18 protein-coding genes are annotated in these 19,829 nt (G+C 66.1%); 15 read left to right on the plus strand and 3 right to left on the minus strand.

Going from position 1 to position 19,829, the window contains the following annotated elements:
- The first annotated feature begins 27 nt into the window (after window positions 1-27).
- The 4 genes from ACG01O_RS07000 (at window position 28) to ACG01O_RS07015 (ending at window position 4,973) form a co-directional block, all read left to right on the plus strand.
- Window positions 28-915 carry a peptidoglycan DD-metalloendopeptidase family protein gene (locus tag ACG01O_RS07000; RefSeq protein WP_394382848.1) on the plus strand — a complete coding sequence of 296 codons (888 nt, stop codon included), beginning with the start codon at window positions 28-30 and terminating at the stop codon, window positions 913-915.
- Window positions 916-957: 42 nt separating this feature from the next.
- Window positions 958-1,938 (plus strand): RNA polymerase sigma factor RpoS, encoded by a 981-nt coding sequence (rpoS, locus tag ACG01O_RS07005; protein ID WP_394382851.1) that lies wholly within the window; start codon window positions 958-960, stop codon window positions 1,936-1,938.
- 30 nt (window positions 1,939-1,968) lie between these two features.
- Entirely contained in the window at window positions 1,969-3,321 is a 1,353-nt protein-coding gene (gene rlmD / locus ACG01O_RS07010; protein ID WP_394382854.1) for a 23S rRNA (uracil(1939)-C(5))-methyltransferase RlmD, read from the plus strand.
- A 131-nt stretch (window positions 3,322-3,452) separates the two neighbouring features.
- Window positions 3,453-4,973, plus strand: coding sequence for a glycoside hydrolase family 5 protein (locus ACG01O_RS07015; protein ID WP_394382857.1), 1,521 nt, complete (start codon window positions 3,453-3,455; stop codon window positions 4,971-4,973).
- An 84-nt stretch (window positions 4,974-5,057) separates the two neighbouring features.
- Here the strand turns inward: ACG01O_RS07015 and ACG01O_RS07020 are convergent, their stop codons facing one another.
- Complete coding sequence (locus tag ACG01O_RS07020) at window positions 5,058-5,750, minus strand: Bax inhibitor-1/YccA family protein (RefSeq protein WP_394382859.1); 693 nt, start codon at window positions 5,748-5,750, stop codon at window positions 5,058-5,060.
- Between the two features lie 91 nt (window positions 5,751-5,841).
- On the opposite strand from ACG01O_RS07020, the gene ACG01O_RS07025 reads away from it, so the two are divergent.
- From ACG01O_RS07025 to ACG01O_RS07050, 6 genes are all read left to right on the plus strand, one after another.
- Window positions 5,842-6,243, plus strand: a complete 402-nt coding sequence (locus ACG01O_RS07025; protein ID WP_394382862.1) for a GlcG/HbpS family heme-binding protein — start codon at window positions 5,842-5,844, stop codon at window positions 6,241-6,243.
- Window positions 6,244-6,414: 171 nt separating this feature from the next.
- On the plus strand, window positions 6,415-7,575 hold the full coding sequence (carA, locus tag ACG01O_RS07030) for a glutamine-hydrolyzing carbamoyl-phosphate synthase small subunit (RefSeq protein ID WP_394382864.1): 1,161 nt from the start codon (window positions 6,415-6,417) through the stop codon (window positions 7,573-7,575).
- A gap of 17 nt (window positions 7,576-7,592) precedes the next feature.
- Window positions 7,593-8,231: a leucine efflux protein LeuE gene (gene leuE, locus ACG01O_RS07035; RefSeq protein ID WP_394382866.1), complete on the plus strand. Its 639-nt coding sequence runs from the start codon at window positions 7,593-7,595 to the stop codon at window positions 8,229-8,231.
- 24 nt (window positions 8,232-8,255) lie between these two features.
- Window positions 8,256-11,531, plus strand: coding sequence for a carbamoyl-phosphate synthase large subunit (gene carB, locus ACG01O_RS07040; RefSeq protein WP_394382869.1), 3,276 nt, complete (start codon window positions 8,256-8,258; stop codon window positions 11,529-11,531).
- Between the two features lie 81 nt (window positions 11,532-11,612).
- Window positions 11,613-12,089, plus strand: coding sequence for a transcription elongation factor GreA (gene greA, locus ACG01O_RS07045; protein WP_394382873.1), 477 nt, complete (start codon window positions 11,613-11,615; stop codon window positions 12,087-12,089).
- A complete protein-coding gene (locus ACG01O_RS07050; RefSeq protein ID WP_394382875.1) occupies window positions 12,089-12,535 on the plus strand; it encodes a DUF4149 domain-containing protein in 447 nt (148 codons plus the stop codon). The genes greA and ACG01O_RS07050 overlap by 1 nt, the downstream gene beginning before the upstream one ends.
- Here the strand turns inward: ACG01O_RS07050 and ACG01O_RS07055 are convergent.
- Entirely contained in the window at window positions 12,513-12,992 is a 480-nt protein-coding gene (locus tag ACG01O_RS07055; protein WP_394382877.1) for a YhbY family RNA-binding protein, read from the minus strand. The genes ACG01O_RS07050 and ACG01O_RS07055 overlap by 23 nt on opposite strands.
- Window positions 12,993-13,012: 20 nt before the next feature.
- Between ACG01O_RS07055 and ACG01O_RS07060 the strand changes: the two genes are divergently transcribed.
- From ACG01O_RS07060 to glmM, 4 genes are all read left to right on the plus strand, one after another.
- A complete protein-coding gene (locus ACG01O_RS07060) occupies window positions 13,013-13,687 on the plus strand; it encodes an RlmE family RNA methyltransferase (RefSeq protein WP_394382880.1) in 675 nt (224 codons plus the stop codon).
- Between the two features lie 85 nt (window positions 13,688-13,772).
- On the plus strand, window positions 13,773-15,671 hold the full coding sequence (ftsH, locus tag ACG01O_RS07065; protein ID WP_394382883.1) for an ATP-dependent zinc metalloprotease FtsH: 1,899 nt from the start codon (window positions 13,773-13,775) through the stop codon (window positions 15,669-15,671).
- A 61-nt stretch (window positions 15,672-15,732) separates the two neighbouring features.
- On the plus strand, window positions 15,733-16,593 hold the full coding sequence (gene folP, locus ACG01O_RS07070; protein WP_394382885.1) for a dihydropteroate synthase: 861 nt from the start codon (window positions 15,733-15,735) through the stop codon (window positions 16,591-16,593).
- Window positions 16,590-17,921: a phosphoglucosamine mutase gene (gene glmM, locus ACG01O_RS07075; protein WP_394382888.1), complete on the plus strand. Its 1,332-nt coding sequence runs from the start codon at window positions 16,590-16,592 to the stop codon at window positions 17,919-17,921. The genes folP and glmM overlap by 4 nt, the downstream gene beginning before the upstream one ends.
- Window positions 17,922-18,042: 121 nt before the next feature.
- Here the strand turns inward: glmM and ACG01O_RS07080 are convergent, their stop codons facing one another.
- The gene (locus ACG01O_RS07080) at window positions 18,043-18,531 is read right to left on the minus strand and encodes a fasciclin domain-containing protein (protein ID WP_394382891.1); all 489 of its coding nucleotides are present in this window, start codon (window positions 18,529-18,531) and stop codon (window positions 18,043-18,045) included.
- A 218-nt stretch (window positions 18,532-18,749) separates the two neighbouring features.
- Between ACG01O_RS07080 and pstS the strand changes: the two genes are divergently transcribed.
- Window positions 18,750-19,799 (plus strand): phosphate ABC transporter substrate-binding protein PstS, encoded by a 1,050-nt coding sequence (pstS, locus tag ACG01O_RS07085; RefSeq protein WP_394382893.1) that lies wholly within the window; start codon window positions 18,750-18,752, stop codon window positions 19,797-19,799.
- Window positions 19,800-19,829: the final 30 nt, after the last annotated feature.

A 19,829-nucleotide genomic window follows, 5' to 3' on the forward strand; every position in this document is an offset into this window, starting at 1 on the left:
CCACGTGCCCCAGTGCCGTATTCCACGATGCTCAATCGCCTGCGTACTCTCCCCCTCTTCGCAGCAGCCTTGCTGCTCAGTGCCTGCGGCACCTCGCTGCACCGCGCGCCGGTGGAGGATCGCAACCCCCAGCCCGCACGACCCAGCGCGCCTGCCGCAACGCCGGTGGCGACGCCGGCCGCACCGGATGTGAAGCCGCCGCCGGGCGCGGAGAACGCCGGCAAACCGGGCTACTACACGGTCAAACCGGGCGACGCGCTGATCCGCATCGCGCTCGACAACGGCCAGAGCTGGCGCGACCTGGCCAAGTGGAACAGCCTGGACAATCCCAACCGCATCGAAGTCGGCCAGGTGCTGCGTGTGGTGCCGCCGGGTGTGGATGCCGGCGTGGTGTCGGCCAAGCCGATCGCCGCCGCACCCAAGACGGAGGCTCGGCCGTTGGATGCCAAGGCGCCGGTGGTGTCGGCCAGTGCGCCGGCCACGTCGGCGTCTGCAGCGTCGGCGCCTTCGGCCGCCGTGACGGCACCGGCGGCAGCGGCCGACGAAGACGGGTTGTCGTGGGGGTGGCCGGTGCATCAGCCGGTCAGCGCCGGCTTTGATGACCAGCGCAACAAGGGGCTGGATTTCGCGGGCAAGCCCGGGGACCCGGTGTTCGCCGTGGCCGATGGCCGCGTGGTGTACGCCGGTTCGGGCTTGCGCGGCTACGGCAACCTCGTCATCATCAAGCACAACAACACCTACCTGACGGCCTACGCGCACAACCGCGCCATGCTGGTCGAGCAGGATCAGGTGGTGCGCAAAGGCCAGAGGATTGCTGAGATGGGTTCCACCGAAAGCGACACGGTCAAACTGCACTTTGAGGTGCGCAAACTCGGCAAGCCGGTCGATCCGGCCAAGTTGCTGCCGAGCCGCTGAGCGCTCGCGCCGCCCCACGGATGTCCAGCCCGCCCATCTGTCATGAAGCGCGCTGGACTTTCACCGAACAACCCGGACGGTGCGCCGCAGGACGCTGACGAGCCGGGTGAGCCGGCCGCCGATGCGGCCGCCAGCCCCGGGGAACCGGGCCCTTCGGGCGGAGATGATCTCGACACAGGCAATGCGCTTCAGGCCTACCTGAGGGACATCCGCCGCACGCCGCTGCTCACGCCGCAGCAGGAATTCGAGACCGCGCTGGCCGCGCGGCAAGGCAGCTTCGAGGCGCGCCAGGCCATGATCGAACACAACCTGCGCCTGGTGGTCAGCATTGCCAAGCACTACCTCGGCCGTGGTTTGCCCATGAGCGACCTCATCGAAGAGGGAAACCTGGGGTTGATGCACGCCATCGGCAAGTTCGAGCCGGAGCGCGGGTTTCGCTTCTCCACCTACGCCAGCTGGTGGATTCGCCAGAGCATCGAGCGGGCGCTGATGCACCAGGCGCGCTTGGTTCGGCTGCCGGTGCACATCGTGCGTGAGCTCAACCAGGTGCTCAAGGCCCGGCGTGCGCTGGAGGCCGTGCAGAGTGCGCAAGGGGGCGACGGCAAGATTCGCGTCGAGGCGATTGCGCAGGCCCTGCACCGCCCAGTGTCGGAGGTGAACGACCTGCTGGCTTATGCCGAGTTGCCGAGCTCGCTGGATGCGCCGGTCGATCGAGGGGCTGAGGCCGGTGAGGCGATGGTGGACCTGGTGGCGGATGACCAGGCGCTCGACCCGGTGGGCCAGCGGCTGTCGCACGAGGTGGAGGCCTTGCTGCGCCATGGCTTGGCCAGCTTGAACGAACGCGAGCGCGAGGTGCTGGCGGGCCGCTATGGCCTGGCCGACCGAGAGCCGGAGACGCTGGATGTGCTGGCGGTGCGCCTGAACCTCACGCGCGAGCGCATCCGACAAATCCAGCTGGAGGCGCTGAGCAAACTCAAGCGCAACATGGTGCGGCACGGGGTGGATCGGGACTCGCTGTTCTGAGCCGGCGCGCCGGCCCCGGATAATTCGGGGATGAATCAGACAACCGAATGGCTCAAGGTCGAGAGCATCGAGCTTGAGGCGCAGGGCGTGGCGCACAACGCTGAAGGCAAGGTGGTGTTCATCGACGGGGCCCTGCCGGGCGAAATCGTCAAGGCCCAGATCTCCCGCCGCAAGAACAACTGGGAGCAGGGCCAGCTCACCGAGATCAAGAAGGAAAGCCCGCTGCGCGTGACGCCGGGCTGCCCGCACTTTGGCCTGCACGCGGGCGCCTGCGGCGGCTGCAAGATGCAGCACCTGCAGGCTGGGGCGCAGGTGGCGGTCAAGCAGCGCGTGGTGGAGGACAACCTCTGGCACCTCGGCAAGGTCAAGCCCGAAGTGCTGTTGCGGCCTATCGAGGGCCCGACCTGGGGCTACCGCTACCGGGCACGTTTCTCGGTGCGCTATGTGGCCAAGAAGGGCGAAGTGCTCATCGGCTTCCATGAGCGCAAGAGCCGCTACGTGGCGGACATGCAGGTCTGCAAGGTGGTGCCCAAGGTCGTGAGCGACTTGCTGATGCCGCTGCGCCAACTCATCGCCAGCATGGCCGAGCGCGACCGCCTGCCCCAGATCGAGTTGGCCATGGGGGACGAGGTGATCGCCCTGGTGCTGCGCCACCTGAACCCGCTGCCCGACGGCGACGTGGCGCTGCTGCGCGCCTTCGCCGCCGAGCATGGCGTGCAATGGTGGCTGCAGCCCAAGGGGCCGGACACCGTCAAGCTGCTGGACGAAGGCGGCCCGCAGCTGGCGTACGCCCTGCCGGAGTTTGGCGTGCGCATGCCGTTCAAGCCCACCGATTTCACGCAGGTCAACCCGCACATCAATTCGGCCCTGGTGGGGCGCGCGCTGCGGCTGCTGGCGGTGCAAAAGGACGACCGCGTCATCGACTGGTTCTGTGGCCTGGGCAACTTCACCCTGCCGCTGGCCACGCAGGCCCGCGAGGTGCTGGGCATCGAGGGCAGCGAAGCCCTGGTGCAGCGCTCGCGCGAGAACGCCGTCGTCAACGGCCTGGCCCACAAGACGCATTTCGTGGCGCGCAATCTTTTTGAGATGACGCCGGAGCTGCTGGCCGCGGACGGCGTGGCCGACCGCTGGCTCATCGACCCGCCCCGCGAGGGCGCGTTCGCCCTGGCCAAGGCGGTGGCCGACATTGCGCAGGACCCGAGCCTGGCACCCGGTTGGACGCCGCCGCGGCGCATCGTCTACGTCAGCTGCAATCCCGCGACGCTCGCGCGTGACGCCGGGTTGCTGGTGAATCTGGCGGGCTACCGCTGCACGGCAGCCAGCGCAGTGAACATGTTCCCGCACACCGCGCACGTCGAATCCATCGCGGTGTTCGAGTGCTGAAGTTGCGGCGGCCCGCGCGGCGGGCTTCTCCGCGTTAGCCCGATACGCCGGCGCCTGGCGTGTGGACAGAATAGGTAAACAAAGCTGTTTAGCTTTGTTTACTTCATTCATTCCAATCCAGGAGACTGCCCGTGGGAACGCGTTTGCAATGGATTCGCCGCTTGGGAGTGGCGTTGTTGGCGGGAGGCTGGCTGGCTTGTGCAGCGGCCCAGGGTGCGGGCACGGCGCTGCCGGAGGTGCCGCGCCGTGGGGTCAACATCGTCGGGTACGACCCGCTCTGGAAAGACCCGGCCCAAGCACGCTTTCAGCTCCGACACCTGCAGGCGATTCGCGATGGCGGCTTTGACCATGTGCGGCTCAATCTCCAGGCCTTCGTGCACATGGACGCCGACAACCGGCTGCCTGCCGCGTGGTTTCGCCAGCTGGATGCGCTGGTCGACGCAGGCCTGAAGGCGGGTCTGCAGGTCATCCTCGACGAGCACAACTTCACCGAGTGCGCCCAAAGCGTGGAGGTCTGCCGCGCGAAGCTGCGGGCCTTCTGGCAGCAGGTGGCGCCCCGGTATCAAGGGGCGCCGGACGCGGTCATTTTCGAGATCCTGAACGAGCCAAATGGCGCGGCGGATGCGCTCTGGAACGACATGCTGGCCGAGAACCTGGCCATCATCCGGCAGACCAATCCGCAGCGCCGCGTGATCGTCGGCCCCAAGTTCTGGAACTCGCTGGACCACCTGGACACCCTGCGGCTGCCCGCGGCCGACCGGCGGCTCATCGTGACCTTCCACTACTACACCCCGATGGAGTTCACCCATCAGGGCGCGCACTGGACGCCGGAGTTCCAAAAGCTGTCAGGCGTGACCTGGGGCACGCCGGCCGAGTTGCAGAAGCTGCAAAAGGACATGGACCGGGTGAAGGCTTGGTCTGATCAGCAGCAGCGCCCCATCCTGCTGGGTGAGTTCGGCGCGCTGGAGTCGGCCGGCATGGCGCAGCGCGTGGCCTGGACATCGGCGGTGGCGCGCGCCGCCGAGGCGCGGGGCTTTGGCTGGACCTACTGGCAGTTCGATTCGGACTTCATCCTGTGGGACATGAAGGCAGATGGCTGGGTGAAGCCCATCCTCGGCGCCTTGATTCCCGACAAGGCAGCCGCCGCAGCGCCGGCACGCGACCCGGCGCTGGACCACTTGGTCAACGCGCCCAGCCTGGCCGCATGGTCGGTGTATGGCGACACCGGTGGCGTGCAGACCGTGCCGTGCGCGCTGACCGGCAAGGCCTGCTTGCGTGTGGGCTGGATGGGCGCCAAGGCCAACGCTTGGGATGTGGGGGCGGTGGTGCCGCTGAGTGCAGCCATCGCCAAGGGAGACAAGCTGCAAGCGCTGCTCTGGGCGCGGCTGGACACCGACGATGCCAAGGCGCGGGCCGTGGTGCCGCTGCTCCTGCAGCTGGGTGCCGCGCCGTACACCGCCGTGGTGGCCGGGCAGGTGACGTTGACCAACAAGCTGGAGGCGGTGGTGGTGAGCGGCGCGTCAGGCGATGCGTTTGCGGCGGGCACCGTCAATCTGGCTCTGCAACTGGGGCAGGTCGGCCACCCGGTGCTGTTGAGCCCGCCCTACGTGCTGAAGAACTACACGCCGGCGGCCAAACCAGCGGCCAAATAGGCGGCCAAATAAGCGGGCCGGTGATCGCCGGGCCGGGCAAAGAAAAAGGCGGCCGAAGCCGCCTTTGATTTGCGCGTGCTGCGATCAGTCGCGGTCGCCGCCGAAGATGCCCAGCAGCGACAGCAGGCTCTGGAACACGTTGTAGATGTCCAGGTAAATCGCCAGCGTGGCCGTGATGTAGTTCGTCTCGCCGCCGTCGATCACGCGCTTGATGTCGTACAGCATGAAGGCCGAGAAGATGCCCAGCGACATCACCAGCATGGTCAGCATCAGCGCGGACGACTGCAGGAAGATGTTCGCGATGCCGGCCACCATCAGGATGACGGCGCCCACCACCAGGAACTTGCCCATCGAGGACAAGTCGCGCTTGATGACGGTAGCCAAGCTGGCCATGGTGAAGAACACAGCCGCCGTGCCGCCGAAGGCGGTCATCACGAGCGAGGTGCCGTTCTTGAAGCCCAGCACGTAGCCCACGAGGCGCGACAGCATCAGGCCCATGAAGAACGTGAACGCCAGCAGGGCGCCCACTCCGGCGGCGCTTTCCTTGGTCTTCTCGATGACGAACATCAAGCCGAAGGCGCCGACGAAGAACACGATGGCACTCATGCCCGGGCTCATCATCCGGAACAGTCCGGTGGACACGCCGATCCAGGCGCCCAGCACCGTCGGCACCAGCGACAGGGCCAGCAGCCAGTAGGTGTTGCGCAAGACGCGTTGGCGCTCGGCCGCGAGGTCACCCCCGGCAAAGCCGTAGGCGGTCTGCAAGCTTTCGTTCATGACGTTCCTCCAAGAGAGAAATGAAAACCGGGCGGATTCTAGGGTGGCCCGGCGCCGCTACATTGGGCGTCCTCCCAAGGAATTCAAGCCCATGAAACAGCAAGCCCAACTCGAACTGTCTGACGTCAAGCGCATCGCCGCTGCAGCAGAGGCCCATGCCCTGGCTCACCAATGGGCCGTGACCATTGCCATCGTGGACGCCGGCGGCCATCTGCTGTGGCTGCAGCGCTTGGACGGCGCACCGGCGGTGTCTGCCCAAATTGCACCCGCCAAGGCGCACACGGCGGCCCTGGGCCGTCGGGAGTCCAAGGTGTACGAGGACATCATCAATCAGGGACGCACGTCGTTCCTGAGTGCGCCCGGCCTGCAGGGCTTGCTCGAAGGTGGCGTGCCCATTCTGGTGGACGGCCAGTGCATCGGCGCTGTCGGCGTGAGCGGCGTGAAGTCCAGCGAAGACGCGGAAATCGCCAAAGCCGGCATCGCGGCACTTTGAGGCGTCACCAGCGCGTCACGAAGCCTCCGTACTTACCCCAGTCGGCTATACTCGATGGGTTTACCTGAACCCACCTCGCTGCCCGGCGCACACCCCTTCAGTGTCTTGAGCTGATCCGTCCTTTCGGACGGGGTTGCCGCCGGCCACGCGTGCCATTTGCGGAGACCCCCTGTGCTGACCGACCTGCTCCATCCCCCTCAAGCAATCTTGGCTCTGGCGGATGGGACAGTGTTCCGAGGTCAGTCCATCGGCGCCACGGGCCAGACGGTGGGGGAGGTGGTGTTCAACACCTCGCTCACCGGCTATCAGGAGATCCTGACCGACCCGAGCTACTGCCGTCAGATCGTCACGCTGACCTACCCGCACATCGGCAGCTACGGCATCAGCGACGAAGACGTGGAATCGTCCAAGGTCTACGCGGCCGGCTTGGTCGTGAAGGACCTGCCGGTCCGCGCTTCCAACTTCCGCGCTGGCAAGACGCTCGACGCCTACCTGCGCGAGCAAGGCACCGTCGCCATCGCCGGCCTGGATACCCGCCGCCTGACGCGCGTGCTGCGCACCACCGGCGCCCAGAACGGCTGCATCCTGGCGCTGGCCGCTGGCGAGGCCATCACCCAAGCGCACATCGACACGGCCGTGGCGGCGGCCCAAGCGGCGCCGTCCATGGCGGGGCTGGACCTGGCCAAGGTTGTCAGCCGCACGTCGTCGGAAGTCTGGACCCAAACCGAGTGGAAGCTGGGTGCTGGCTACGGCACGCAAGCGGCCCCCAAGTTCCACGTCGTCGCCTACGACTTCGGCGTGAAGCACAACATCCTGCGCATGCTGGCCGAGCGCGGCTGCAAGGTCACCGTCGTGCCGGCGCAAACGGCTGCGGCCGACGTGCTCGCCCTGAATCCGAACGGCGTTTTCCTGTCCAACGGCCCTGGCGACCCGGAGCCCTGCGATTACGCGATCCGCGCCACGGCGGAGTTGATCGAGTCGGGCACGCCCGTGTTCGGCATTTGCCTGGGCCACCAGATCCTGGCGCTGGCCAGCGGCGCCAAGACCTTCAAGATGAAGTTCGGTCACCACGGTGCCAACCACCCGGTGAAGGACCTGGACAGCGGCCGCGTGGGCATCACCAGCCAGAACCACGGTTTTGCGGTCGATGCGGAAACGCTGCCGGCTCACCTGCGGGCCACGCACATCAGCCTGTTCGACGGCACGCTGCAAGGCATTGCCCGCACGGACAAGCCGGCGTTCAGCTTCCAGGGCCACCCGGAAGCCAGTCCGGGCCCGCACGACATTGCCTACCTGTTTGACCGCTTCATCGGCCTGATGGCCCAGGCCTGATCGGCGAGGACGGCGCGATGTTCGGCATCACCGACCTCGGCACCTTCGTGGCAGCAGCGGTGTTCATCATCCTGCTGCCCGGGCCCAATTCGCTGTACGTGCTGTCGGTGGCGGCCCAGCGGGGCGTGCGTGCCGGCTACACCGCCGCCTGCGGCGTGTTCGTGGGCGACACGGTGTTGATGACCGCGGCTGCAGCCGGCGGCGCTTCGCTGCTGATGGCCAGCCCGCAGATCTTCTTTGCCGTGAAGATGGTCGGCGCCCTCTACCTGGGCTGGATCGGGCTGCAACTGCTGCGCGGTGCTGTCAGTACCTGGCGCGGGGATGCCAATGACGATGCCCCGCGCGTCGTCGATGCCCGCCAACCCTTCCGCAAGGCGCTGGTGGTGAGTCTGCTCAACCCCAAGGCGATTGCCTTCCTGCTGAGCTTTTTCATCCAGTTCGTCGACCCTGCGTATCCCGCGCCGGCGCTGACCTTTTTGATCCTGGGCACCATCATCCAGGTGCTCAGCTTTGCTTATCTCTCGACGCTGATCTTTGCCGGCGCCCGCCTGGCTGCTGCCTTCCGTGCGCGCCGCAAGCTGGCCGGCACCGCGAACGCCGGCGTCGGTGCCCTTTTCGTTGGATTCGGGGCCAAGTTGGCCACGGCCACCCTCTAAAAAGTTCCAAGAGCGCAGACCGCCATGCCGAAACGTACAGACCTCAAGAGCATCCTCATCATCGGCGCCGGCCCGATCATCATCGGCCAGGCCTGCGAGTTCGACTACTCCGGCGCCCAGGCCTGCAAGGCGCTGCGCGAGGAGGGCTACAAGGTCATCCTGGTGAACAGCAACCCGGCGACGATCATGACGGACCCGGACACGGCCGACGTCACCTACATCGAGCCCATCACCTGGCAGGTCGTCGAGAAGATCATCGCCAAGGAGCGTCCGGATGCGGTGCTGCCGACCATGGGCGGCCAGACCGCGCTGAACTGCGCGCTGGATCTGCACAAGCACGGCGTGCTGGCCAAGTACAACGTCGAGATGATCGGCGCCAACGAGGTCGCCATCGAGAAGGCCGAAGACCGCCTGAAGTTCAAGGATGCGATGACCAAGATCGGCCTGGGCTCGGCCAAGTCGGGCATCGCGCACTCGCTGGAAGAGGCGTGGGCGGTGCAGAAGCAGATCCACGCCGAGATCGGCGGCAGCGGCTTCCCCATGGTCATCCGCCCCAGCTTCACGCTGGGCGGCACGGGCGGCGGCATTGCCTACAACCCGGAAGAGTTCGAGACCATCTGCAAGCGCGGCCTGGACCTCTCGCCCACCAATGAGCTGCTCATCGAAGAGAGCCTGATCGGCTGGAAGGAATATGAGATGGAAGTCGTCCGCGACAAGGCGGACAACTGCATCATCGTCTGCTCCATCGAGAATCTGGACCCGATGGGCATCCACACGGGTGACTCCATCACCGTGGCCCCGAGCCAGACGCTGTCCGACAAGGAATACCAGCTGCTGCGCAACGCGTCGCTCGCTGTGCTCCGTGAGATCGGCGTGGACACCGGCGGCTCCAACGTGCAGTTCTCCATCAACCCGAAGGACGGCCGCATGGTCGTCATCGAGATGAACCCGCGCGTGTCGCGCTCCTCGGCGCTGGCCTCCAAGGCCACGGGCTTCCCCATCGCCAAGGTCGCGGCCAAGCTGGCCGTGGGCTACACGCTGGACGAGCTGAAGAACGACATCACAGGTGGTGCCACGCCGGCGTCCTTCGAGCCCAGCATCGACTACGTCGTCACCAAGATCCCGCGCTTCGCCTTTGAAAAGTTCCCGATGGCCGACTCGCGCCTGACGACGCAGATGAAGTCGGTCGGCGAAGTGATGGCCATGGGCCGCACGTTCCAAGAGTCCTTCCAGAAGGCCTTGCGCGGTTTGGAGACGGGCATCGACGGCCTGACCGAGCGCAGCAACGATCGTGAAGAGATCGTGCAGGAAATCGGCGAAGCCGGCCCTGAGCGCATCCTGTTCCTGGCCGACGCCTTCCGCATCGGCATGACGCTGGACGAGATCTTTGAAGAGACCGCGGTGGACCCGTGGTTCCTGGCCCAGATCGAGCAACTGGTGCAGATCGAAGGCGCGATCAAGGGTCGCGCGATCGAGTCCATTACCGAAGCTGAACTGCGCCTGCTCAAGACCAAGGGCTTCTCGGACAAGCGCCTGGCCAAGCTGCTGGGTACGAACCAGCACGAGGTGCGCGCCCGTCGCCATGCCTTGAACGTGCGCCCGGTCTACAAGCGCGTGGACACCTGCGCCGCCGAGTTCTCGACGCAGACGGCCTACATGTACTCGTCCTATGAAGGCGAGGGCGCTGAGTGCGAAGCGCAGCCGACGGACAAGAAAAAGATCATGGTGCTGGGCGGTGGCCCGAACCGCATCGGCCAGGGCATCGAGTTCGACTATTGCTGCGTCCACGCGGCCCTCGCCATGCGCGAGGACGGCTACGAGACCATCATGGTCAACTGCAACCCCGAAACCGTTTCGACCGACTACGACACGAGCGACCGCCTGTACTTCGAGCCGGTCACGCTGGAAGACGTGCTGGAGATCGTCGACAAGGAGAAGCCGGTCGGCGTCATCGTGCAGTACGGCGGCCAAACGCCGCTCAAGCTGGCGCTGGACCTGGAACGCGCTGGCGTGCCCATCATCGGCACGACGCCCGATTCCATCGACATCGCCGAAGACCGTGAGCGCTTCCAGAAGCTGCTGCACGAGCTGGGCCTGAAGCAGCCGCCCAACCGCACCGCACGCACCGAAGAGCAGGCCGTCACCTTGGCCAACGAGATCGGCTATCCGCTGGTGGTGCGCCCGAGCTACGTGCTGGGCGGCCGCGCGATGGAAATCGTGCACGGCGACAAGGACCTGGAGCGCTATATGCGCGAGGCCGTGCGCGTCAGCGAGAAGTCGCCGGTGCTGCTGGACCACTTCCTGCAAGACGCTGTCGAGGTCGACGTGGACTGCATCTCCGACGGCGTCGACACCATGATCGGCGGCATCATGGAGCACATCGAGGCGGCCGGCATCCACAGCGGCGACTCGGCCTGCTCGCTGCCGCCCTACACGCTGGCCGCCGACGTGCAGGACGAGCTGCGTCGCCAGACCGCGGCCATGGCCAAGGCGCTGAAGGTCGTGGGCCTGATGAACGTGCAGTTCGCCATCCAGGGCGACGTCGCGAAGGGCCTGGCGCACTGCACGATCTACGTGCTGGAAGTGAACCCGCGCGCCTCGCGCACGGTGCCTTACGTGTCCAAGGCCACCGGCCAGCAACTGGCCAAGGTGGCCGCGCGCTGCATGGCCGGCGTGAAGCTCAAGGATCAGAAGGACCGCAACGGCAAGCAGCCGCGCGAAGTGGTGCCGCCGTACTTCAGCGTCAAGGAAGCCGTCTTCCCGTTCAACAAGTTCCCGGGCGTGGACCCCATCCTCAGCCCCGAGATGCGTTCGACCGGCGAAGTGATGGGCGCCGCCAAGACCTTTGGCGAAGCGATGCTCAAGAGCCAGATCGGCGCCGGCTCGCGCCTGCCGCGTTCGGGCAACGTGCTGATCACCGTGAAGAACAGCGACAAGGCCCGTGCGGTCGCCATCGCCAAGGACCTGCACGCGCTGGGCTTTGGCATCGTGGCCACCAAGGGCACGGCGGCCGCCATTGCGGAGGCTGGCGTGCCGGTCAAGCTGATCAACAAGATCAAGGACGGCCGTCCGCACATCGTCGACGCGCTCAAGGGCGGCGACATCCAGCTCGTTTTCACGACCGTGGACGAAACCCGCACGGCCATTGCCGACAGCCGCTACATCCGCCAGGCCGCGCTGGCCAACCGTGTCACCTACTACACCACCATGGCGGGTTGCGAAGCCGCGGTGGAAGGCATGAAGCACCAGAACGGCCTGCTCGTGCAATCCCTGCAGGAACTGCACGCCGAGCTGAACTAAACTGCGTCTCCAACGATTCCGCCGCCGCTGCCTCCAGACGGGCCGCAGCGGCGGAATTCTTTCTGCCCTTCCAGTTTTGACATGACGACCATCCCCCTGACCAAGCGTGGCGCTGAAGCACTCAAGGCCGAGCTGCATCGCCTCAAGACCGTGGAACGCCATGCCGTGGTGCAGGCGATCGCCGAGGCACGCGCGCAGGGTGACCTGAGCGAAAACGCCGAGTACGACGCGGCCAAGGACAAGCAGGGCTTCATCGAAGGCCGCATCCTGGAAATCGAAGGCAAGCTCGCGGCTGCGCAGATCATCGATCCGTCCTCGCTGGATGCCGGTGGCCGCGTGGTGTTCGGCGCCACCGTCGACCTGGAAGAAGAGGCCAGCGGCAGCGAAGTGACCTACCAGATCACCGGCGACGACGAAGCCGACATCAAGCTGGGCCGCATTTCGGTGAGCTCGCCCATTGCTCGCGCGCTGATCGGCAAGGAGGCCGGTGATGTGGCCGAAGTGCAGGCCCCGGGCGGGATCAAGCGCTACGAAATTCTCGAAGTGCGCTACGAGTGATGTTCGCTCGGCTCCAAGCCCTGCTGGCCGCCCTTTGGGGCGGCCTTTTGCTGTGCATCGCGCTCGTGGCCACGCCCAGCGCATTTGCGGTGCTCGACCGCGCCCAGGCGGGCGCGTACGTGGCACGGGTCTTCGCGCTGGAAGCGCAGATCAGCCTGGCGCTGGGCCTGGTGCTGATGTTGATCGAGCGCCGCCAGGCGCGTGATGCGGCGGAGGCGGGGCAGGTGAACGATCAACCGTTTTCCGCCCGCCTGTTGCTGCCGATGGTGGCGCTGTTTTGCACCATTGCCGGCTACTACGGCCTGCAGCCCTTGATGGCCCAGGCCCGGTCGGGGGCCGGGGTGGCGAGCTTCGCCGCCTTGCATGGCGTCTCGCTCGCGTTCTTTGGCGTCAAGGGCCTGTCGGTGCTGGCCCTGGCCTGGATCAGTCTGCGAAGGACTTCTTGACGCTGGTGGTCTTCGGGCGCTTCTTGATGCGCTTGATTTCGCCGCCCTGCGTCACGCGCTCGTTGCCGAGCACCTTGACCTTGCTCACCTGGGGGCGCGAATTGCCGCTCTTGGAGAACTTGACGATCTTCACCACGCGCGGGCCCCGCATGGCGTCTTCCCGCTCGGCCTTGGCCTTTTCGGGCATCGGGCGCCACAGCACCAACAGCTTGCCGATGTGCTGGATGGGGGCGGCATTGAGTTCGTCGCACAGCTGGGCGAGCATGGCATCGCGGGCATCGCGGTCGTCGCCCAGCACACGCACCTTGATCAGGCCATGAGACTTGAGCGCCGCGTCGGTTTCCTTCACGACGGCCGGGGTCAGCCCCTCGCCGCCGATCATCACGACCGGGTCGAGGTGATGGGCATCGGCGCGCTTTTCCTTGCGCTGGGCGGGGGTGAGATTGATTTGAGGCATCCCCGTATTATCCCGTAGGCATGAAAACGCAAACCAAAAGCAAGAAGCTCAACAAGGCGTGGTTGAACAACCATGTCTCGGATCCGTACGTTCAGCAGGCGCAAAAGGACGGTTATCGCTCCCGCGCGGCCTACAAGCTGAAGGAAATCGACGAAGAGTTGAAGCTCATCCGGCCGGGGCAGGTGGTGGTCGACTTGGGCGCCACGCCTGGGGCCTGGAGTCAGTACTTGCGGCGCAAATTCGCGCCCAAAGAGGCGGGGCAGGGCGGGGCGGCGGTCGGGCAGTTGAACGGCACCATCATTGCGCTGGACCTGTTGGACTTCGAGCCCATCGAGGGCGTGCAGTTCATCCAGGGCGACTTCCAGGAGGATGCCGTGCTGGCCCAACTGGAAGGCGCCTTGGCCGGTCGGCCCGTGGATGTGGTGGTGTCGGACATGGCGCCGAACTTGTCGGGCATCGCGTCCACCGATGCGGCGCGCATTTCCAACTTGATCGAGCTGGCGGTGGATTTCGCCAGCCGGCACCTCAAGCCGGAAGGCGCGCTGGTGGCCAAAGTCTTCCACGGGAGCGGCTACAACGAGTTGGTACAGCTCTTCCGGGCGCACTTCAAGGTGGTCAAGGTGGTCAAACCCAAGGCCTCGCGGGAGCGGTCTTCCGAGACCTTCTTGGTCGGCATTGGCCTGAAACCCCAGTGAAGCCCGGGGTTGCCCCCTTGCGTCACCTAAAATCGCCCCCACTGTCCTGAAACCCGCGCTGGGCCATCAGGGCCAAGGAGTCGCAGTGAACAATCAATGGTTTTCTAAGTTCGCCGTCTGGGTCGTGATCGCGCTGGTGCTGTTCACGGTCGTGAAGCAGTTCGGCGGCTCCACGGCACCGGGCAAGCAGGTGACGTATTCGGAGTTTTTGGATCTGGTGCAGGCGCACCGCATCAAGTCGGTCGTGTTGCCGGATGGCTTCGCCGGCGACGTGGTCGCGGAAGACACCGAAGGCAACAAGCTGCGTACCCTGGCCACCGCCAAGGACCAGGGCCTGGTGGGTGACCTGATCAAGAACGGCGTCAAGTTCGACGTCAAGCCTCGCGAGGAGCAAAGCTTCCTGCTGAGCATGCTGATCAACTGGGCGCCCATGCTGCTGCTGATCGGCGTCTGGGTGTACTTCATGCGCCAGATGCAGGGTGGCGGCAAGGGCGGGGCGTTCAGCTTCGGCAAGAGCAAGGCCCGCATGCTGGACGAGAACAACAACACCATCACCTTCGCCGATGTCGCCGGCTGCGACGAGGCCAAGGAAGAGGTGAAGGAGCTGGTCGACTTCCTGAAGGACCCGCAAAAGTTCCAAAAGCTGGGCGGCCGCATCCCGCGTGGTGTGCTGATGGTCGGCCCTCCGGGCACCGGCAAAACTTTGCTGGCCAAGTCCATCGCCGGCGAGGCCAAGGTGCCGTTCTTCACGATCTCGGGTTCCGACTTCGTTGAAATGTTTGTCGGCGTGGGTGCAGCCCGTGTGCGCGACATGTTCGAGCAGGCCAAGAAGAGCGCTCCCTGCATCATCTTCATCGACGAAATCGACGCGGTCGGTCGCCACCGCGGTGCGGGCCTCGGCGGCGGTAACGACGAGCGCGAGCAAACGTTGAACCAGATGCTCGTCGAGATGGACGGCTTTGACACCAACCTCGGCGTCATCGTCATCGCGGCCACGAACCGCCCGGACATCCTCGACCCCGCACTGTTGCGCCCGGGCCGCTTCGACCGCCAGGTCTACGTGACGCTGCCGGACATTCGCGGCCGCGAGCAGATCTTGAACGTGCACATGCGCAAGGTGCCCATCGGGCAAGACGTGAACGCGTCCATCCTGGCCCGTGGCACGCCTGGCATGAGCGGTGCTGACCTGGCCAACCTGGTCAATGAGGCGGCGCTGTTCGCGGCCCGCCGCAATGCACGCCTCGTGGAAATGATCGACTTCGAGCGCGCCAAGGACAAGCTCTACATGGGCCCCGAGCGCAAGAGCATGGTCATGTCCGAGGACGAGAAGCGTGCGACGGCGTACCACGAGTCGGGCCACGCCATCGTGGCGGAGTGCCTGCCGGGCACCGATCCGGTTCACAAGGTCACCATCATGCCGCGTGGTCGCGCGCTGGGTGTGACCTGGCAGTTGCCCGAGCGCGACCAGCACAGCCTGTACTTCAAGCAGATGCTCAACAGCATCAGCATCCTGTTCGGTGGCCGCATTGCCGAAGACCTGTTCGTGCACGACATCTCCACCGGCGCGTCCAACGACTACGAGCGTGCCACGCGCATGGCCCGTGACATGGTCACGCGCTACGGCATGAGTGAGCTGTTGGGCCCGATGGTGTACGCCGAGAACGAGGGCGAAGTGTTCCTCGGTCGCAGCATGACCAAGACGGCCAACATCAGCGAGAGCACCCAGCAAAAGGTCGACGGCGAAATCCGCCGCATCCTGGACGAGCAGTACGCCGTGGCCCAGAAGATTCTGGAAGACAACCGCGACAAGGTCGAAGCCATGACGGCGGCGCTGATGAAGTGGGAAACCATCGACCGGGATCAGATCCTGGACATCATGGCCGGCCGTCCCCCGCGGGAGCCGGGCGGCACGCCGCCGGCACCGGCTGGTGGCCCGAGCGGCACGCCGCCGGTCAGCACCGACGGCGCACCGGCTGCGGCCTGATTCACTTTGCTTTCACGGGCCCGGCTGATGCCGGGCCCGATTCATTTGGGACTTTGGTTTGATGCACTGGCAGACCCGACGATTTCGTATCGACCTCTCTCGCCCCCGCGTCATGGGCATCGTCAACGTGACGCCGGACTCGTTCTCTGACGGCGGCCAGCATGCCGGCGTTGCCGGGTCCATTGCGCACTGCGAGGCCCTGCTGCGGCAAGGGGCCGACATGCTGGACATCGGCGGCGAGTCCACACGGCCCGGGGCTGCCCAGGTGGATGCGGACGGGGAGTGGGCACGCATCGGCGATGTGCTGCGGGCCGCGGTGTCGATGGGCGTGCCGGTGTCGGTGGACACGTACAAGCCGGACATCATGCGGCGCGCGTTGGACGCGGGTGTGGACATCGTCAACGATGTGCAGGCGCTGCAGCGCCCCGGGGCGCTGGAGGCTGTGGCGGCCAGCGAGGCTGGCGTGTGCCTGATGCACATGCGGGGCGAGCCGGCCTCCATGATGGACCTGGCGCAGTACGACGACGTGGTGGCCGAGGTCGCGGCGTTCCTGCAGGATCGCGCATCGGTCGTGCAGCGGGCTGGTGTGGCGGCGGAGCGCATCGTGCTGGACCCGGGCTATGGTTTTGCGAAGACGGCGGCGCACAACCTGCGGCTGCTGGCCGGGCAGCAGGTGTTGGTGGCCTTGGGCTATCCGGTGCTGGCGGGTTGGTCGCGCAAGCGCACGCTGGGCGACATCACTGGGCGGCCAGTGAATGAGCGCGTGGCCGCCAGCGTGGCGGCGGCGTTGCGTGCCGTGGTGCATGGCGCGTCCATCGTGCGGGTGCATGACGTCGCTGCCACGGTGGACGCGCTGAAGGTCTGGGCGGCCGTCGATGCGGCGACAATTCCGGCCCCAAAGACAAAGGAAGACGTTCGATGAGCCGGAAGTATTTTGGAACCGACGGAATTCGCGGCACGGTCGGTCAGGCTCCCATCACGCCGGATTTCATGCTCCGCTTGGGGCATGCTGTGGGGCGCGTGTTGCGCCGCTCGGCGCAACGGCCCACGGTGCTCATCGGCAAGGACACCCGGATTTCGGGCTACATGATCGAGTCGGCCCTGGAGGCCGGTTTTGCCTCGGCGGGCGTGAATGTCCTGCTGACCGGCCCGCTGCCCACGCCCGGCGTCGCGTACCTCACGCGTGCATTGCGGCAGGACCTGGGCGTGGTCATCAGCGCCTCGCACAACCCGTTTGCCGATAACGGCATCAAATTCTTCTCGGCCAAGGGTGAGAAGCTGCCCGATGCCTGGGAGCTGGCGGTTGAGGCTGCGCTGGAAGAAGCGCCGCAGTGGGTGGATTCGGCCAACCTCGGTCGCGCCAAGCGCCTGGAAGATGCCCGTGGCCGCTACATCGAGTTCTGCAAGAACAGCTTCGGCTCTGATTTGACGCTCAAGGGGCTCAAGATCGTGGTGGACGCCGCCCACGGCGCGGCTTACCACGTGGCCCCGGATGTGTTCCACGAGCTGGGCGCGGAAGTCATTTCCATTGGCTGCAAGCCCGACGGCTTCAACATCAACGCCGGGTTCGGCGCCACCTCGCCCGCGGCCTTGGTGGAGGCGGTGAAGGCGAACGGTGCTCACTACGGCGTGGCCCTGGACGGCGATGCAGACCGTTTGCAGCTGGTGGATGCGGCCGGCCGCCTCTACAACGGCGACGAGTTGCTGTACGTGATGGTGGCTGATCGCCTGAGCCAGGGCGCGCGCGTGCCGGGGGCCGTGGGCACCTTGATGACCAACATGGCCGTGGAATTGGCCCTGCGCGCCCGTGACGTGGAGTTCGTGCGTGCCAAGGTGGGCGACCGCTATGTGCTGGAAGAGCTCGCTGCGCGCGGCTGGCAGTTGGGCGGTGAGGGTTCGGGCCACCTGCTGGCCCTGGACAAGCACACCACCGGTGATGGCATCGTGAGTGCACTGCTGGTGCTGCAGGCTGTGTGCCGCAGCGGCAAGAGCCTGGCCGAGCAACTGAGCGGCGTGGACCTGTTCCCGCAGACGCTGATCAACGTGCGTTTGCAAGCCGGGCAGGACTGGAAGTCGAGCCCGCGCCTGGCGGCAGAACAAGCCGCCGTCGACGCCGAGCTGGGCGATCGCGGCCGCGTGCTGATCCGGGCCTCGGGCACGGAGCCGCTGCTGCGGGTGATGGTGGAGGCGTCCGACGCGGCTCTGGCGCAGCGCTGCGCCCAGCGCTTGGCCGACGCCGTGGCGGCGTGACGCACCCAGCCAGGGCACAGGCCCGGGCATGACCCAGCCGCCTTCGGGCGGCTTTTTTCCGCCCGGCTTGTTCCGGCGTGGCGCCATGGCAGGGCGCGCCGCGCCGCGCCGGGCTGGCGACTTACTTCTTGGGCGGCATCAGCACGCGATCGACCGTGTGCGCCATGCCGTTCGTGGCGGACAAGTCGGCGTCTTGCACCACGGCGTCTTCCACGGTCACGAAGGTGCCGGCCTTGGCCAGGTTCAGGTTGGAACCTTGGCGAGCCTTGACCGGGCCGGCTTTGACGTCGGCGGCGGCCACGCGGCCGTCGATCACGTGGAAGGCCAGCACGGCCTTCAGTTGGGCCGGATCGGCGTTCCAGGCCTCCAGCGTCTTGGCCGGCACGGCCTTGAAGGCCTCGTCTGTGGGGGCAAAGACGGTGAAAGGCCCGGCGCCGCGCAGATCATCGGCCAGCCCGGACTGCACGGCCAGGCGGGTGAAGGTGGACAACTGCGGGTTGCGAGCCAGCGCGTCGGGCAACGGGGCCGGGGCGGGCGTCGTGGCGCAGCCCGCGAGGAACACGGCGGCGACGAGCGCGAATCGGGACAGCAAGGCGGGGAGGTGGCGCATGGCTTGGAGCGAGGCTTGTGGAGGTGTTTGCACTCTAGAAACGCCAAATGACGATCGCGTGAAACCGGTGTGACAGTGTCATAAAGCGCATTTGGCGGCTTCTCGGGCGGGCCTGAACGCGCTCCAATCGCAACTGTGTGACGGTCACGTCACCGAACCGTCACATTCGCTCCCTAGGATGCGAACCATCGTCAAACCCGCCTGTAGAAGGTCTCTCGATGAAGTTTGTTCAAGTCAGCAAGTCGTTCGCCCTGGTGTCCTCGCTGGCCGGGCTGTTCGCCGCGACGTCGGCCCAAGCCCAAGACGTGACGGGCGCCGGCGCCACCTTCCCGGCGCCCATCTACGCCAAGTGGGCCGATGCCTACAACAAGGCCTCCGGCGCTCGCATCAACTACCAATCGGTGGGTTCTGGCGCTGGCATTCGCCAGATCAAGGCCAAGACCGTGGACTTCGGTGCGTCCGACATGCCGCTGAAGGATGAAGAGCTGGCCAAGGATGGCCTGGTGCAGTTCCCGACCGTCATCGGCGGCGTGGTGCCCGTGGTGAACATCAAGGGCGTGGCGCCGGGCCAGATCAAGCTGACCGGCCCTGTGCTGGCAGACATCTACATGGGCAAGATCACCAAGTGGAACGACGCGGCCCTGACTGCGCTGAACCCGGGCGTGCCGCTGCCGGATGCCGCGATCGCCCCGGTGGCGCGCGCTGACGGCTCGGGCACCACGTTCATCTTCACGAACTACCTGTCCAAGGTCAGCTCGGAGTGGAAGGAAAAAGTGGGTGAGGGCACCACCGTCAAGTGGCTGGCTGGCACCGCCGGCAAGGGCAACGAGGGCGTGGCCGCCTTCGTGCAGCGCCTGCCGAACTCCATCGGTTACGTGGAGTACGCGTACGTCAAGCAAAACAAGATGACCTACGTGCAGCTCAAGAACAAGGATGGCCAGTGGGTCAACCCGAGCGACGACGCCTTCAAGGCTGCGGCCGCGGGTGCGGACTGGAACAAGACCTTCTACCAAATCACGACCGACCAGCCGGGCAAGACGTCGTGGCCGCTGACCAACCCGACCTACATCCTGATGTTCAAGTCGCAGGACAAGCCGGCCAACGCCAGCGCTGCGCTGAAGTTCTTCGAGTGGGCCTACGTCAACGGCGACAAGATGGCCGACGACCTGGACTACGTGCCGCTGCCCGCCTCGGTCAAGGACCTGGTGCGCAAGCAGTGGACCGACCAGATCAAGGACAGCTCGGGCAAGGCCATCGCCCACAAGTGATCCCAGGCTGAGGCCAACAAGCCCGGTGCA

This window comes from Pelomonas baiyunensis (assembly GCF_043555935.1).
In the GTDB taxonomy this organism is placed as follows: domain Bacteria; phylum Pseudomonadota; class Gammaproteobacteria; order Burkholderiales; family Burkholderiaceae_C; genus Pelomonas; species Pelomonas baiyunensis.

Bases quoted from the DNA above. Each gene is read 5' to 3' on its own strand.
- ACG01O_RS07000 (WP_394382848.1), top strand. From the start codon at position 28: ATGCTCAATCGCCTGCGTACTCTCCCCCTCTTCGCAGCAGCCTTGCTG.
- rlmD (WP_394382854.1), top strand. From the start codon at position 1,969: ATGAATCAGACAACCGAATGGCTCAAGGTCGAGAGCATCGAGCTTGAG.
- ACG01O_RS07050 (WP_394382875.1), top strand. From the start codon at position 12,089: ATGTTCGCTCGGCTCCAAGCCCTGCTGGCCGCCCTTTGGGGCGGCCTT.
- ACG01O_RS07055 (WP_394382877.1), bottom strand. From the start codon at position 12,992: ATGCCTCAAATCAATCTCACCCCCGCCCAGCGCAAGGAAAAGCGCGCC.
- ACG01O_RS07020 (WP_394382859.1), bottom strand. From the start codon at position 5,750: ATGAACGAAAGCTTGCAGACCGCCTACGGCTTTGCCGGGGGTGACCTC.
- ACG01O_RS07060 (WP_394382880.1), top strand. From the start codon at position 13,013: ATGAAAACGCAAACCAAAAGCAAGAAGCTCAACAAGGCGTGGTTGAAC.
- glmM (WP_394382888.1), top strand. From the start codon at position 16,590: ATGAGCCGGAAGTATTTTGGAACCGACGGAATTCGCGGCACGGTCGGT.
- ACG01O_RS07080 (WP_394382891.1), bottom strand. From the start codon at position 18,531: ATGCGCCACCTCCCCGCCTTGCTGTCCCGATTCGCGCTCGTCGCCGCC.
- ACG01O_RS07025 (WP_394382862.1), top strand. From the start codon at position 5,842: ATGAAACAGCAAGCCCAACTCGAACTGTCTGACGTCAAGCGCATCGCC.
- carB (WP_394382869.1), top strand. From the start codon at position 8,256: ATGCCGAAACGTACAGACCTCAAGAGCATCCTCATCATCGGCGCCGGC.
- pstS (WP_394382893.1), top strand. From the start codon at position 18,750: ATGAAGTTTGTTCAAGTCAGCAAGTCGTTCGCCCTGGTGTCCTCGCTG.
- rpoS (WP_394382851.1), top strand. From the start codon at position 958: ATGAAGCGCGCTGGACTTTCACCGAACAACCCGGACGGTGCGCCGCAG.
- leuE (WP_394382866.1), top strand. From the start codon at position 7,593: ATGTTCGGCATCACCGACCTCGGCACCTTCGTGGCAGCAGCGGTGTTC.
- folP (WP_394382885.1), top strand. From the start codon at position 15,733: ATGCACTGGCAGACCCGACGATTTCGTATCGACCTCTCTCGCCCCCGC.
- greA (WP_394382873.1), top strand. From the start codon at position 11,613: ATGACGACCATCCCCCTGACCAAGCGTGGCGCTGAAGCACTCAAGGCC.